Genomic DNA, 13,463 nt, shown 5'->3' with positions numbered 1-13,463 from the left:
CCTCACCGGTCCGGCCCCAGCTGCACCAGCGCCACGTCCCCTGACGCCGAGGCCACCGCCTCCGCCTCCTGCGCGGCCAGCAGCAGCGTCACCACCAGCGAGCCCACCTGATCCCCGCCCGCCGTCGCCGACACCACCACGGCGACCGCGCGCCGCGCCCCCGCTGTCTGCCCGGACGGCGGTGTTCCGCCCGCCTGGTCGGCCCCGCTTGCGGGCGCCACGAGCACCACCACCCGCGCCCCGGCCGCCACGCCGGCGGGGGCACGGCCCGCCTTGACCGCGACGGCGATCACGGCCTGCCCTGTTGGTGGCCACGCCGGTGGGCCCACCTGCGACGACACCACCAGGCTGCCCACCACAAGGGGCACCGCCGCGGTGCGGCCCACGACCTGATCGCGGCGGTCCGCGCCCACCAGCGCCAGGCCCGACGGGTTCGCCACCCGCACCACCCGCACGTCTCCGTCGCGGATCACCGCACCTGCGGGCACCGGCCGGGCCACCGCCAGGAACCGCTCCTCGGCGTGCCGGCGCAGGTCGACCTGCCAGAACGTCACCACCGTCGCCAGCACCAGCAGCACACCGGCGGCCACCCGCCGGCCGCTGCGCCGACCGGCCGACCCGGACGCACCTGCCGTCGGCGGGATTCCGTCGGCTCCGCTCGCCGTCCGCGAGCGGTTCGTGGTGACGCTCATCGGGTTCCCTCGACAACCGCCTGCGACTGCGCCACCCGCACCGCCACCGTCGACGTCGTCGTCAGCGGGGCCAGGGTGCCCCCGCCGCCCGGGCCCGACCAGCTCACCGACCACGTCACCGTCGCCCGCAACGTGAACACCGTGTTCCGCGCGGCGGCCGACGACCGGGTGTAGGTGTGCCCGCAGGGTGAGGCCGACCGCGGGTCCGTGCCGGGTGTCCACGGCTTGCCGGGCCCGACGCAGGTCAGGTCCGGGCTGCCGTCACCGAAGGACCAGCGCACCTTCGTCGGTGTCGCCGTCGCGGTCACCGCCACCCCCGGCACCGACGCCGTCGCCGACCGGGCCCCCCACGTCACCGAGTCCACCCACAACCACACCGGCACCCGCACCAGCACAAACGGCGCCGTGCCGGGGTTCGTGCGAATCTTTGGTGCCGGCAGGCGCAGCCGCGACCGCGCCGTCTGCGCCAGCGCCGCCGGATCCACCCCAGGTGGCTCGTCCAGCCACACCGGCGTGCCCTGCGAGCCGAGCCCGTCACCGACGCACGTCCACGCGTACCAGCCGCCCTCCGGGCCCTTCCCCGCAGGCGGCGGCCGGTCACCCTCGACCGGCGCCCAGTGACAGCCGTCGTCACTGCCGCCGCCGGAACCGTCCCCCGAGCCGCCGCTCTGACCGCCGCCAGTGGAACCTCCAGGACGGCTGGGCTGACCAGCGGAGACATCACACTCGGCCGCGTTCGGAGTCTGCCCGCAGTCGACGTTGCCAACCCCGTCGCCGGCCTGCACAGGCGCCGCCATCACGACGACGGCGGCGGCGAGAAGGGCCGGCAGTCCGAGTCGGCGTGAGCGCCTCAGCATGTGCCCACCGCCTGCACGCCGAAGCTGGACACCTTCCAGCCATCGCCGTCACGGACCACCGTCGCCCGCACGGCACGTTTCCCACCCGGGACATCGTCGGCCAACGTGCCCGTCGCCGCCTTGTAGGTGAGGAACCGCGTGGTGTCCAGGCAGTCCTGCACGGAGACCGTCACGGGCTCCGTCGACGGCGAGGCCGCCACCACCTGCGCCTCTGACTCGTACTCGCCCTTGATGACCTCCCCGTCCTCACGCAGCTTCGCCAGCCCGGTCTTCAACGTCGACAGGGCTTGACCAGTGGCGTGGCGCGCCAGCTCGGGCTCGTCCGGGTTCGCGGTAAGGCCGGCCTTGGCGTATGCCTGCCACATCCCCCGGTAGGCGGCCAACGCCGCCTCGTCGACGCTGCCGCGTGGACCCTGACCAGGCCCGGGCGCCGAGGCGGACGTGGCCGACGGCGAGTCCCCCGCAGGCTTCCCCCCGTCGCAGGCGCCGACAACCACCGCGAGGCACAAACCGATAGGCAGCCCGGTCAGCGGCAACCACCGACTGCCCGAGCTGCCCTGTCTGATCGATGTCGTCATAGCATGTCTCCTGCTGGCGGCGAGACGACCGGTCCCGCGGTCCTCGATGTCGTGTGTGCCCGACGAACTGACCCACCTCGGCGCGCGGCCCCTGTCGTTGCCGCACTGCGCCCCAACCAGTCGGCGCCGGTGATCCGATGGCCCTATGGCCACCGCACCCTTCGGGCAACTGCGGTTACGGGCTTCCCGAATCACAGTTGGAAGGAGGTACGGTGAGCTAAGCACAAGCCGACGTAGAGCGTCAACCGCAGTTCAGGTTGCGACCAACTATGGTTGAACCATGTTTCTCGCCGACAACCCGCACCACCCAGCCGGCCTCGCTTCCTCAGCCGTTAAGGTCGCAAGCTCCTTTGTGGGCGCGCCGCCGGCCGTCCGGCCCGAAGCCGCACGCCACGCCGACCAGGAAGACCTCGACACCGACTGCCCGATCCCGTACGGACCATGGCCACGACAGGGCACCGGCGAGGACCCGTGGTGGCTGGCGGCATCTTCTGGATCCCGTCCGCCGTTATTGAGGCCGTGATGCCAGGCGTGTGGCGCTGGCGCCCGCAGAGGTTCGGCGTACCAGGGAGGCGACCGACGCATATGCGCCCGTGCGACTCGCTCGTGTGGCTCAGTGCCGGGTACGGCTCGCTATGACCGGGCCGGTCATGTGGTACGGCGCAGTGAGTGGGGCGCTGGCCGGCGCGGCGCTACCCCACGCCTGCGCCCGGATCGTGGCGAGCCTGCGACCACACGCGGACGCCGAGCACGTCGTCCCCGCGCCGCGCGCATGCCTCCCCCCGCCTGTCGGCTGGTCGCCCCAGCACACGCTGGACACGATCCTGAGCGGTCTCGGACTGGCCGCCGCGTCCGCAGGTCTGGCCTGGCTGGTGAACGAGGGCCCCGACGGCCTGCTGCTGGTCGCGGTGTGGCTTGTCGTGCTGTACGCCGGCCTGCTGCTCGCCATCGTCGACATCGTGACGCGGAGACTTCCCACACCGATCGTGGCTGCCGCGGCGCTTGCCGTGGGTGGGCTTCTCGCCGGCCAAGCCGTAGCCACCGGTCAGACACGCACCCTGGTCACCGCGGCGCTGGCGGCCGGCGCGCTCGGCGGCGGCTACCTGCTCCTGGCCATCGTCGGTAGCAGCGGGATGGGCCTGGGCGACGTGCGGCTGGCGGCGCTGCTCGGCGCGTCGCTGGGCACTCTCGGCTGGCCGGCAGTGCTGTGCGGTGGCCTGCTGCCCTACGCGCTCGCCGCTCCCGAAGCGCTGACGCGCCTCGCGCTGCGCCGCCAGCCCGACCTCGCCTTCGGCCCGTACCTGCTCGCCGGCGCCTTCCTATCGCTTGCGCTCGTCGGCCCCTGATTCCCTCGGCAAACAGGCGCAGGGCCGGGACAGCACCTCGCCGCCCCGGCCCCAGCATCCCTCGTACCCGGGCTCACGGTCGCCATCGGAGCACTGGTTCCACCGGCCTATCGATGGTGTTGGTGCAACGATGGAAGACGTGGGAACTACGAAAACTGATACCCCTGCTGTCTCGCCGCTTGCCGGCGAGCCGATCAAGCGCGCCGATGCCCAACGCCTCGCGGGAGTGCTGAAGGCAGTCGCCGACCCGGCCCGGCTGCGACTGCTCAGTCTGATCCAGTCCGCTCCCGAGGGCGAAGCATCCGTCAGTGACCTCACAGAACCGCTTGGTCTCTCCCAGCCGACCGTGAGTCATCACCTTCGGATCCTCACCGAAGCCGGCCTGCTCGAACGCGAGAAGCGCGGCGTCTGGGCGTACTACCGCCTCGTGCCGTCCGCGATCGCGGCGATCGCCGACCTGTTGACGCCGCCCCGCAAGCGGGCGACGAAGCGGGCCCGCTGAGCGGCACCGCCGAAGGCCAGCGCCGGCCGGGCCCCCATCCGTGGGTCGGCAGACCCACCCAGGGTGCCCGGCGGCGTTCGGCCTACTCGACTGGGCTGGCTTGCCGGCGGCGCAGGGTACGGATCCATCCCTGGGCGGTGTGCCGCGGCACGTTGTAGTGGTCGGCGACAGCCGCCACGCTGCCGGCCTGCTGATACACCGACTCGAGATCACTCGGCGACCGCCGGTACACGCGGCCCGTGGCCGTGGCCGCCTCGCCCTTCGCGGTCTGCTTGGTGGCCTTCCGCGCCGCGGCGGTGGCGTTGGCGCCCGCCGCGCCTTTCCGCCCACCCGCCCGAGTCGAGCCGGCGGCCCGTGCCCTCGGCGCCCGTGACGTCTGCTTGGGTACCGCGACTTCAGTCACGTCAGTCTTCGCTGGGCTGGTCGTGGCCGGCTCGTCAGCGGTGGGCATGGTGGCAGTGACGGATTCAGCCGCCGTGGTGTCGGCGACGGGATCCCCGCCGTCAACGGATGTCCCGTCTGGAGCAGGCGCATCATCGGCTGGGGCAGCAGGCGACACGGTTATCGCCTGCTGACCGCCGACGGCAGGCGTGACCGCCTTCAGCAGCAGATCCAGGTCGACCGCGGGAATCTGGCCCGCGGTCAGCCCGTCCCCCTCACCCGCCCGGACCAGCAGCTCGGTGATGCGCGCAGTCGAGCCGTTCAACTCGACCGTCACGGTGGTGGTCGCTTGACTGGGATCGTGTGCGGCGATGGTGATGGTGTAGGAACTCACGACTGTGCCTTCCATGTAGGGCAAGGCCCATGTCGCCTCTCGCGCGAACCATTCGGCAAAGGCGGCAAGGGCTCGGCCTTCCGTATGCGGTATTCGGGGATCAAAGGGTAAAAGCTATCGCAGGCCCTGCCAGCTGCCACCCGACGCATCAGCCACCCCCAAGGCTGAGCCGCTCGCAAGCACCCGCACGTTCCGGATTCCCGCGGCTCTAACCTCAACCGGCACGTCGCGGCTGTCCCGGAGCCGGCTGGCTGTCCCGCGGAAGGCTCGCCCTCCGCCGGTTACTCCACCACGGCCGACCTTCGTTCCGTGGGCGGTATACGGCGCGAACACCTCGCGCAATTTTCAGCGTTGACGGCCGACAGGTCAATCTCGTACTGAACGCCGTCGAGGCCGAACCTGTATCGCCTGCCGCGATTCGACCCGCAAGATATCCGGCTAACACACCATGGGGACGCCAGTTACTGTGCGTTGCCACTGAACGTCCTTCAAGCGCCCCTCAGTCCTGAGTGTCGTGAGCCACAAGTCGACACTTCAGCGCCTCGTCGAAGTGTCGACCGGGCCAGAACGGCAGCCTGCGGTGGGTCGTAGCCCGCGTTCCGCAGGCCGAGGGCACCGAGCGGGCGGGAGAGCAGGTCTACCGCTCGTTGCCGGGCTGCTCATCGGCGCCAGCGAGCCAGCCGCCGACGACGGCGAGGTCGGCCTTCAGGGTCATGATCAAAGAGCAGGGGCTGCCTTCGGGGGAGTGCGGCTCGGAGCAGGGGCACGGCCACCGGCCGCTGTCCAGCGCCTCGATCGTGCGGATCAGCACGGTGCGCGAGTACACCAGAGTTCTACCGCCGACGGTGACTGGCTGGTCGCTGGTGCTGGTCCTGAGCTGCGCGCCGATGCCGACGATCGCGTCGGCGGCGTCGGTGAGCACCCCGGTGGCGTCGGCAGGCGCCTGCCCGATCTGCTCAGTGGCCAGCTTGCACACCATGCCGAGCGCGGCGAGCACGCGTCCCGCGTCAGGCACGGTGAGGGCCATCGGTTCGGCCTCGGCCATCACCTCGCGGTAGGTCGCGGAGTGCCTGCCGAGGACCTCCGCCATCACCGCGATGACGTGCGGGGTGATGTAGGTCTGCAGCGCGGTCCGCTCGGTGACGCCGAGCTGGTGAGCGACGGCGGTGATCCGCTCCGCGAGGAGGTCCACGGCTTCGGCCGGCACCAAGACAACGCCTTGCCGGCGGGCAGCCTGCTCAAGCTGGGCGAGCCGTTCCTTGAACAGCTTCATGTTGCGGAGGTTGGCCATTCGGGTCGTCTCCTGCCTCGCCGCCCCCGGCTGCCCGGCCCCTGCGACAGCCCGAAATTCCACCGGAACCCTAGCGGGTGCCTAGACTCGGCGGTCGTACATCTGTACTGGTCGGGAGGATCCGTGCGTTCCGTTGAGCCAGTGAGCGTGGGGTGGATCTTCCGCCCGAAGCGTGCCGACAACGTCGAGGAGCACGTCGGTAAGCAGGTTCGCTCGGTCGGCAACGCGGTCGACGAGGGCGGCCGGGTTGAGGTGGTTCTGAGCGACGGGACACGCGTGCGGGCGTACCGCCACGAGGTCGTTCCCGGGTAGCGCCGCTACAAGCTGTTGCTACCGCTCGTGGTCGGTTGACCGCTGACATGGGAGGGCGCTGGTCCAGACGTATACCCAGGGCGGGCCGCCGCCGGCGATTGACTCCAACTCGTACACGCCGTTCATGTCCGCGTCGAGCAACTCGCCGCCGTACTCGATCCACAGCCAGGTCTGATCGATTCGTTCAGGGGGCGCGCCGTTCTCATCGATCGGCACCAGGAGGGAGCGTCCGTCCACCGGCCCTCCGGCGCACGGTACGTCGGTCTTCGCCCACATGTTCCGATCATCGGCCGAGACTTGGCGGCGCCGGGCGTGTTCCACCGACGGGAGGGTTCCACGGATTTGCTCCGGTGGGTTCGCCGTGCTCCGTGCTGCTGGTCCACGCGTCCGGTCGCGACCGAACGGCGGCCCGACTGATCGGGGCGGGTGCCGCCCCGATCAGGCCGGGTGGATCAGCGCAGCGCCCACCGGGTTGAGGGACTGTTGTGGGCCAGGACGAGCGGACGCCGCACTGGTGAGCGGACGTTGCGGCTGGACCGGCCGGTCCAGAACGGCGGTAACCGCCACATCGAATGCGCCGTGGTGTGATCGTCGATCGGGATGGCGTCGCGGTGGGTGTAGCCGTGCTGCCGGAACAGGTCGCGGTCAGCGTCGGTGAGGGCCTGCGTGTAGGTGGGCAGGCTGAGGGTGTCCATCCATTGCTGCGATCCGGCGAGGACGGCCGCTGCGCGGCCCGGATCGGCCGGCCCGGGCGCGGCGAGCAGCGCCAGGTGGTTGTGCGGCTCGGTGGGCTGCCGCGCGGCGAGGGCCCGGCCGAACTCGAGGAACCGGTCCTGGTGTGCGCCGCACGCGGCGGCGAGCCGGTCCGTGTAGCGGGCCGGGGGTGGGATGGGCCGGTAGCGGTGGAACCAGACGGTCGCGGCCGTGCCGTCGGGCAGCAGGAACGCGTCGCCGAAGAGCAGCGCGTGTTCGATCCAGATCCGGGCCACGGCGGCGAGAACGGTGGGCCGGTGCTGCTCGTCGGGGACGAGCCAGGCGCCGACGGCGGTGGGGGAGAGGGCATCGGCGGCGAGATCGACGATCCGGTCGATGTCGCACCACCGGGCCCGGACGACGGGCATGGTCACGCTCATGAGTAACTCCTGGTAACCATCGTGATCGAGAAAAGTCGGGGAAGGTGCCGGCGTCGTCGCGAAACCGCCGCGGGCCGGCGCGGGCCACCAGGGGCCGTCAGGCATGCAGGTGCGCAGAGGCCGCCGGTGTCACGCGGGCGGCACGCAAACGGCCCGCCGGTCAGGCGGGCCGGGTGCCCGGTCGGGGCGAGCGGGACGGAAGAGCGACGCCACCGCTCGGGTGGCAGCGGCGCCCCGCCAGGCTGGGCGGCGTCCACACCGAGCCGGTGGCGTCAGCCGGGCCTCCATGGACGGAGCCGGACGAGGCGGATCCACTGGCGCCGGGAGCGGGCGTGGCTGGCGCGGAATCCGCATCAGGCCGAGGCGGGTACCGCCCATCCGACCCAGCGAGGCGCGGCAGGGGCGACAACTGTGTCGTGGTGTGCCAGCCCGTCGGAATGCTGGTGGAGGCGGGGCGCTCAACGGTTCCGCCTGGTTCGCCAACCAGTCCCGTGTTCGGGTCGGTGCAGCAGCCAGGGCCGGTCTGCGGTGCCGCCGGTAGCGCCGGCGTGGCCGGCGGGCTGGTGGGCGGGTCCAGGGGGTTCGTCACCGGGTCGAGGGTGTCGAGGACGGGGTCCAGGGGATCGAGCACCGGCTCCAGCCCTCGCCAGACGGGGGACAGGATCGGGGCGAGCGGCTGGATCACCGGATCGAGCACGTCAGCTACCGGGGCGACTACGCCGGCCCGCACCGGGTCGGTGACCGGGCGCAGCGCGTCGGCCACCGGGGTGAGCACCCCGGACCGGACCGGATCCGTGACCGGACGGAGAACCTCACCCACCGGTGCCAGCAACTCACCGCCACCCGGTCGGGTAGCTGGTCGGCCCGACCCAGCGGCGGGATTCGGCGTGTCGACCTGGGTGGGGCGGGCCGCCGCTGGGGTGGCCTGGTTCGCCGACGGGGCCGCAGGCTGGGCTGGCGGACCATTCGGCGTTGGACGAGTGCCGGCTCCGCTCGACGGGGTGCCGGGGGTCGCCTCGCCGGTAGGCACGTCAGGGGCAGGCGGCGGTGCTGCCGGGTCGAGGATTGGCCGAAGGAGGCCGGTGAGCAGGTCGACGGCGGAATCCACCGGCGCGGCCGGCGGACGGTCGGCGGCGTAGGCGACCCCGGTGGTGGCGGTTTCGTGGACGCCCCACGCTACGACGACCCCGCCGAGCAGGAGCCCGAGGCGCAGCGAGACCCGCGTCCACCGCCCGCCCCGTCGACTCATCCCGCACTCCTCCGACCACCGGCCATCGCCGACGATCAACCTCCGCACTCTACCGAACGAAGTCAGTCGATCACAGCCTGGCAAGGGGTGGAGTTTGGCGCGTCGCGTCCTGGTCAGACGGGCTTCGGCCGCTGTCCAACACCGAGCCAGGGGCGCGAGCACCTAACGGCGCGTCGTCGATCTGGCCACGGCGTCGTCGCAGCGATCGGATCATTACCACGGAAGCAGCCATTGCTCACCCCAGGTCGCCGAAGTAGCCCTCCTCCTCGCCAAGCAGCAGCGGCACGTCATAGACCGACAGGTCCGGCCGAGCCCGCGCGTACCGCACGCGGTGGCGCCAGCGTCCGTGTTCGAAAGCCACGTCGGCGTCGATCTCCGCCACCACAATCGGGACCACCTGCACGTACGACAGCGGCTCGGGCCGGTCCAACTGGCCCGACCAAGACGCGGGCAGCGGCTCCGGCCACGGGTGGGCCACGGCGCCGCGCCGTGGCATCCGCGGCGGCGACAGCAGCTCGGCCAGCGCCGCACGCTGGTCGCTGGTCAGCGGGTGGGAGCGGCCGGTGTAGCGCAGCCGTCCCCTACGGTCGAACCGGCCCAGCAACACCGTCTCCGGGTTGCTGAGGCTGCCGGTCACCCCACCGATGATGGCCTCGGTCACGATACGGGTTCGAAACTTCGACCAGCCACGCCGGCCAAGCTCGTACCGGCTGCCCAGGCGCTTGCTGACCACGCCCTCGATGCCCGCCGCAACGGTCCAGTGCAGCAGCCAGTCCGCCACCTGCCGCATGTCCGCCGTCTGCGGCGTCACGGTCAGCTGCGTCGGCGCGGCGGTGAGCAACTGCTCCAGCCGGGCCCGCCGCTGCGCCAGCGGCAGATCGATGACCACCCGACCGCCAGCGTCCGCGAGCAGGTCGAACAGCACGTAGTGGGCGGGACACTCGTGTGCCAGGCGCAGCAGGTCACGGCCGGCGGTGACCCGACGTTGGAGCTGCGCGAAGTTGGTCCGGCCGCGCTCCCAGACGATCAGCTCGCCGTCGAGCACCACACCAGGCGGGACGGCCGCCCGGATCGCCCGGGTGACGTCCGGGAAGTAGGTGGTGAGGTTCCGGCCGGCCCGCGACTGCAGATACACCCCTCCGGTCTCGCGGAAGGCGACGCAACGCCACCCATCCCACTTCGGCTCATGCACCAGGTCCGGACCCTCCGGCACCGCATCGACCGGCGCCGCGAGCATCGGCGCGACCGGCCGTCGCAGTATCGGATCCGGCCCGACGTGTGCTCGTGGGCGGGCGGGAGTCACCTCCCGTTCCCGCCGCGTCGGCTGCCAGTGCCGCTCATCTTCCGCCCCCACGTCATCGTGGGAGGACGGTGCGCTGCCCCGGGCGAAGATCCGCGACAACGAATGCGCCAGCGAGGCGCGCAGCACGGGTGGAGCGCGACCGGGCAGGGAGAGAGAGGACGCCGACACCCCGCCACCCAAAGTGCCTCTCGGGCCGCCCCTGCGTTCCGCGCTCACTCACCAGATCCCGCAGACACACGCGAACGAGCGAGCGCTCCGATCGCCGGATGCCTGGAGCTGGCTGCTCGGAAACCGCCTCGCACCAGGACGACAAACTGTTAGTGCCAGGAGCGCTACGTAGCAAATCCGGGCCATGATCAGGGCGATATCCATACCCGCCAGAGTTATCCACACCGCATCGCCCGACGCTGGCGAGCGGCGGGGTCGGCGGCGAACCTGAACTGGTCGGCGAGGTCACCGCTTCGGCTTCTGGCCACGGCCATGTGCAGGTGGAGCAGCTTCAGCCGCAGGCCACCGACGACCGGTCCCCGCAGTGATATGGCCCGTTGCGGGGACCGGTACCGCCCGCAGCTCGGGCGGCAGGGTCTCATCCCCCGGTCCCGCCTTCGTCGAGCACGTACCGTCGGAGGGTGGACGTGCTGCTGCGCGGCGGGCCAGGCGACGGGCAGGTGATGCCCCCCGGCGGCGGGGAAACCGTCGTGTGGCAAGCCTGTCTGTACGAGATCACACCCGAGTACGGCCACCGGCACGGCCGCGATCTACGGGGCTACCGGCATCGCCCCGACTGCTGCGAGCCGTACGGCCGAGGTGGCGAGGACCGCTGCGAATGATCGGTTCCCGCTGTGCGCCTGCTTGTTCACCACCTCACCCCGCCAAGCAGTCGAACATGTGTACGATCCACCGTGTGGAGGAGGTGGTCCGGAGGTTCTGGAACGGCGTCTGGGGGCGCCTTGCCCGCCGCGACGTGTGGCTGGTCCGCCAGACACGCTGGAGGGTGATCGCCCGTGCTGGGGACACCGAAACGGGGAAGGTGCTGCGATGGGAGTACGACACGGAGCCGGAAGCAATGGCCATGGTCGACCGCCTCCTGCGCGCCGACACCGCCGGGCAGTGGCGTGAACAAGCAGCCGGAACGCCACCCCAGCCCACCGGCGACGATACGAGCAGCCCTCCGACTGGGCCCACCCGGGAAGGCGGCGCCAATCAGTGACGGAATGGGTGCCGCGCTCGCGATGCTGACGTCGCGAAGGTATGCCGTGACGAAGTTCCGCCGCCGCGCCCGCCAGTAGTTCGCACGTCACCGGCCTGGCGTCGGGCCCGTGGGTTAGCGGCCAGCCATCGCGTGGTACTCGTCAACGATTTCCTGAGGGATCCGGCCCCGGTCGGAGATGTCCTTGCCGGCCTTCTTGGCCCAGGCTCGGATTGCCTTGTTCTGCTCCCGGTCGACTGTGACGCCAACCCCAGCGCGAGTGCCTCGCCCACCGCCAACGCCTACCACGCCACGGATGCCTCCCCCTGCGCCCACGACACCGCCACGGCCGACCTTGGCGCCGTGGGCGGTATACGGCGCGAAGATGTCGCGCAATTTCTCCGCGTTGGCAGCCGACAGGTCAATCTCGTACTGAACGCCGTCGAGGCCAAACCTGACAGTCTCGTCAGCGTCCCCGCCGTCCACGTCATCGATCAGCTTATGAATGATCTGCTTGGCCATATCTTCGTTCCTTTCAACCCGCGTGAGCCGTGAACTGCACACTAGCCCGGGCACTGCATGCCGCGAAAGTTACATGAAGAAACGGCCGATTCCATCGCCGATAATCCGCCCGGCGGAATCGGCCATGAAAGCGGCGATTGGGCCGTCCGCATCCTCGACGAGGATGTAGCGCATCGATCGGACCTGCGCCAGAACCTCGATCCCGTCGACCGGGTGAGACGTCGCGGCGTGCTCGGCGAGTGCTGCGCATCTGAGGAGTTCCGCCACACGCGGCGCTGGCAGGTGCAGCAGGCTCTGTGCGTCACGCACGGCCCGGCATAGTCGCAGCACGTCGGGGAGATTGTTGGAGATGGAGCCTTCATCCACCGGCCCAGCCAACCTGAGAGGGGTGGGAACGGCAAGCGAAGGTGGGGCGCCTTAACCGGCAGCGGCCTTCTCCGGGGCTGCGGAGCGCCTGAGAGGCCGTGCCGTTGATGTTCGCGCTTCAGGCGCCGAGCCGCGTCCTCCTCGGTCACCGTGCCCACCGGGTTGGTCCGCAGCCGAACCCGAATCACCGCACCCCGACGCCGCTCACCGTCACTCGTGGGACGCAGTGTGTAACGTCTCGACCCGTTGCGCCGGCGGGCACGCGAACAGCGCGACGACATCTGGTTGGCGCTACCGTCGTCAGCAGGGCCAGAACCGATCGAGGGCCGGGCGACGATACGCCGCGCGACACGAGCGGCACATAGGGCTCATGTAACCTCGAAGAGTGTCTCTGCCGACCTCCCACGGTGACCCCGCCAAACTTATCGTCAAGCAACTCGCGGCCCTGGTAGACGAGTTGGAGTCTGTTACTCCTCCGAGCCGAACCGCCGCGCGCAACTCGCTGCGAAAGGCGCTAACGGCCGAGGTGAGCCGGCTCGAACAGGCGGTAGGCCGCCTTGATCCAGTTTTGAGACCGAGCAGCCTCTTCGATCCCAGCGCTCCGGCCACCACTGGCCGCATCGTCGCGCTCACGACGATCGCCCAGCAGCGGCATCCGCTGGTCTCTCTTCAGCCCTTCTACGGTGCCGGCGTCTACGCGCTCTACTACAAGGGCCCCTTCGATGCTTACTCACTGCTCTCTGGTACGGAACAACCGATATACGTTGGCAAGGCCGACCCCAAGGACGTCGCGGCGAAGGACGCGGTCAGCCAGGGAACGAGCCTGTTTGACCGCCTAAACGAGCATAGGAAAAACATCGCCAAGGCCACCTCGACGCTGCGCGAGGAGGATTTCGATTGCCGCTTCCTGATCGTGCAGACGGGATACCAGCGTGCGGCTGAGGAGTACCTCATCAACTTCTTCAAGCCCATCTGGAACAACGAGATGAGGATCTGCTACGGCCTGGGCAAGCACGGGGACAGCGCCACCACTCGCGCGAACAAGCGATCCCCCTGGGACACTTTGCACCCTGGCAGGCAATGGGCCACTGGCCTCACGGAGGATCAGAAGCCGGAAGGCCAGATCAGGAGTGAGATCGAGGACCATCTCAAGCGAGTGCCGCCGCACGCGACGCTTGAGGCGATCCTGGCGGACTTCCTCAGCGACCTAGGTCAGCTCGCGCCCGGCAGCTTCACCACCGCCGAGAACGACAAAGCGTCTGTCGAGGCTGACCCTGCCGTCGGGGACGCGCCGGATGACAGCGTGGCGGCGGGCGAGTTGTTCTGAGTACCAGCGGCTCGCGTCAGC

The 13,463-nt window shown here is 70.5% G+C and carries 16 protein-coding genes and 1 pseudogene; 7 read left to right on the top strand and 10 right to left on the bottom strand.

The genetic code is table 11. The annotated features are described in order from the left end of the window. Positions 1 to 2 precede the first annotated feature (2 nt). Positions 3 to 590 carry an SAF domain-containing protein gene (locus ABZ570_RS03575; RefSeq protein ID WP_358056464.1) on the bottom strand — a complete coding sequence of 196 codons (588 nt, stop codon included), beginning with the start codon at positions 588 to 590 and terminating at the stop codon, positions 3 to 5. 327 nt (positions 591 to 917) lie between these two features. Here ABZ570_RS03575 and ABZ570_RS03570 point away from each other — a divergent pair, with 327 nt between their 5' ends. Then, on the top strand, positions 918 to 1,313 hold the full coding sequence (locus tag ABZ570_RS03570) for a hypothetical protein (RefSeq protein WP_358056356.1): 396 nt from the start codon (positions 918 to 920) through the stop codon (positions 1,311 to 1,313). Between the two features lie 229 nt (positions 1,314 to 1,542). Here the strand turns inward: ABZ570_RS03570 and ABZ570_RS03565 are convergent, their stop codons facing one another. Further along, a complete protein-coding gene (locus ABZ570_RS03565; RefSeq protein WP_358056354.1) occupies positions 1,543 to 2,127 on the bottom strand; it encodes a hypothetical protein in 585 nt (194 codons plus the stop codon). Between the two features lie 635 nt (positions 2,128 to 2,762). On the opposite strand from ABZ570_RS03565, the gene ABZ570_RS03560 reads away from it, so the two are divergent. After that, on the top strand, positions 2,763 to 3,473 hold the full coding sequence (locus ABZ570_RS03560; protein ID WP_358056352.1) for a prepilin peptidase: 711 nt from the start codon (positions 2,763 to 2,765) through the stop codon (positions 3,471 to 3,473). 130 nt (positions 3,474 to 3,603) lie between these two features. Next, positions 3,604 to 3,975, top strand: a complete 372-nt coding sequence (locus ABZ570_RS03555) for a metalloregulator ArsR/SmtB family transcription factor (RefSeq protein ID WP_358056350.1) — start codon at positions 3,604 to 3,606, stop codon at positions 3,973 to 3,975. 82 nt (positions 3,976 to 4,057) lie between these two features. Here the strand turns inward: ABZ570_RS03555 and ABZ570_RS03550 are convergent, their stop codons facing one another. The 3 genes and pseudogenes from ABZ570_RS03550 to ABZ570_RS03540 form a co-directional block, all read right to left on the bottom strand. Next, positions 4,058 to 4,750, bottom strand: coding sequence for a hypothetical protein (locus ABZ570_RS03550; protein WP_358056348.1), 693 nt, complete (start codon positions 4,748 to 4,750; stop codon positions 4,058 to 4,060). Between the two features lie 255 nt (positions 4,751 to 5,005). Further along, positions 5,006 to 5,151, bottom strand: a pseudogene (locus tag ABZ570_RS03545) (histone-like nucleoid-structuring protein Lsr2); the annotation flags it as partial. A 236-nt stretch (positions 5,152 to 5,387) separates the two neighbouring features. Continuing rightward, a complete protein-coding gene (locus ABZ570_RS03540; protein ID WP_358056346.1) occupies positions 5,388 to 6,041 on the bottom strand; it encodes a hypothetical protein in 654 nt (217 codons plus the stop codon). Positions 6,042 to 6,164: 123 nt separating this feature from the next. Here ABZ570_RS03540 and ABZ570_RS03535 point away from each other — a divergent pair, with 123 nt between their 5' ends. After that, positions 6,165 to 6,353: a hypothetical protein gene (locus tag ABZ570_RS03535; RefSeq protein ID WP_358056344.1), complete on the top strand. Its 189-nt coding sequence runs from the start codon at positions 6,165 to 6,167 to the stop codon at positions 6,351 to 6,353. 18 nt (positions 6,354 to 6,371) lie between these two features. Here the strand turns inward: ABZ570_RS03535 and ABZ570_RS03530 are convergent, their stop codons facing one another. The 3 genes from ABZ570_RS03530 to ABZ570_RS03520 form a co-directional block, all read right to left on the bottom strand. Next, complete coding sequence (locus ABZ570_RS03530) at positions 6,372 to 6,674, bottom strand: hypothetical protein (protein ID WP_358056342.1); 303 nt, start codon at positions 6,672 to 6,674, stop codon at positions 6,372 to 6,374. A 131-nt stretch (positions 6,675 to 6,805) separates the two neighbouring features. Then, positions 6,806 to 7,486, bottom strand: coding sequence for a hypothetical protein (locus ABZ570_RS03525; RefSeq protein ID WP_358056340.1), 681 nt, complete (start codon positions 7,484 to 7,486; stop codon positions 6,806 to 6,808). A 1,484-nt stretch (positions 7,487 to 8,970) separates the two neighbouring features. Then, a complete protein-coding gene (locus ABZ570_RS03520; protein ID WP_358056338.1) occupies positions 8,971 to 9,972 on the bottom strand; it encodes an ATP-dependent DNA ligase in 1,002 nt (333 codons plus the stop codon). A gap of 695 nt (positions 9,973 to 10,667) precedes the next feature. On the opposite strand from ABZ570_RS03520, the gene ABZ570_RS03515 reads away from it, so the two are divergent. Further along, positions 10,668 to 10,868, top strand: coding sequence for a hypothetical protein (locus tag ABZ570_RS03515; RefSeq protein ID WP_358056336.1), 201 nt, complete (start codon positions 10,668 to 10,670; stop codon positions 10,866 to 10,868). Positions 10,869 to 10,924: 56 nt separating this feature from the next. Next, positions 10,925 to 11,248, top strand: a complete 324-nt coding sequence (locus ABZ570_RS03510) for a hypothetical protein (protein ID WP_358056334.1) — start codon at positions 10,925 to 10,927, stop codon at positions 11,246 to 11,248. A 114-nt stretch (positions 11,249 to 11,362) separates the two neighbouring features. Here ABZ570_RS03510 and ABZ570_RS03505 read toward each other — a convergent pair whose 3' ends face one another. Together ABZ570_RS03505 and ABZ570_RS03500 are read right to left on the bottom strand one after the other, a co-directional pair. Beyond that, complete coding sequence (locus ABZ570_RS03505; protein WP_358056332.1) at positions 11,363 to 11,749, bottom strand: Lsr2 family protein; 387 nt, start codon at positions 11,747 to 11,749, stop codon at positions 11,363 to 11,365. A 69-nt stretch (positions 11,750 to 11,818) separates the two neighbouring features. Continuing rightward, positions 11,819 to 12,115 (bottom strand): hypothetical protein, encoded by a 297-nt coding sequence (locus ABZ570_RS03500; protein ID WP_358056330.1) that lies wholly within the window; start codon positions 12,113 to 12,115, stop codon positions 11,819 to 11,821. A gap of 385 nt (positions 12,116 to 12,500) precedes the next feature. Between ABZ570_RS03500 and ABZ570_RS03495 the strand changes: the two genes are divergently transcribed. Next, positions 12,501 to 13,442, top strand: coding sequence for an Eco29kI family restriction endonuclease (locus tag ABZ570_RS03495; RefSeq protein ID WP_358056328.1), 942 nt, complete (start codon positions 12,501 to 12,503; stop codon positions 13,440 to 13,442). The last annotated feature ends 21 nt before the right edge of the window (positions 13,443 to 13,463 follow it).

It is taken from the genome of Micromonospora sp. NPDC007271 (assembly GCF_040634005.1).
In the GTDB taxonomy this organism is placed as follows: Bacteria; Actinomycetota; Actinomycetes; order Mycobacteriales; family Micromonosporaceae; genus Micromonospora.
Note: the sequence above shows the minus strand (reverse complement) of the source record. Positions and strands in the feature narration are given on the sequence as shown.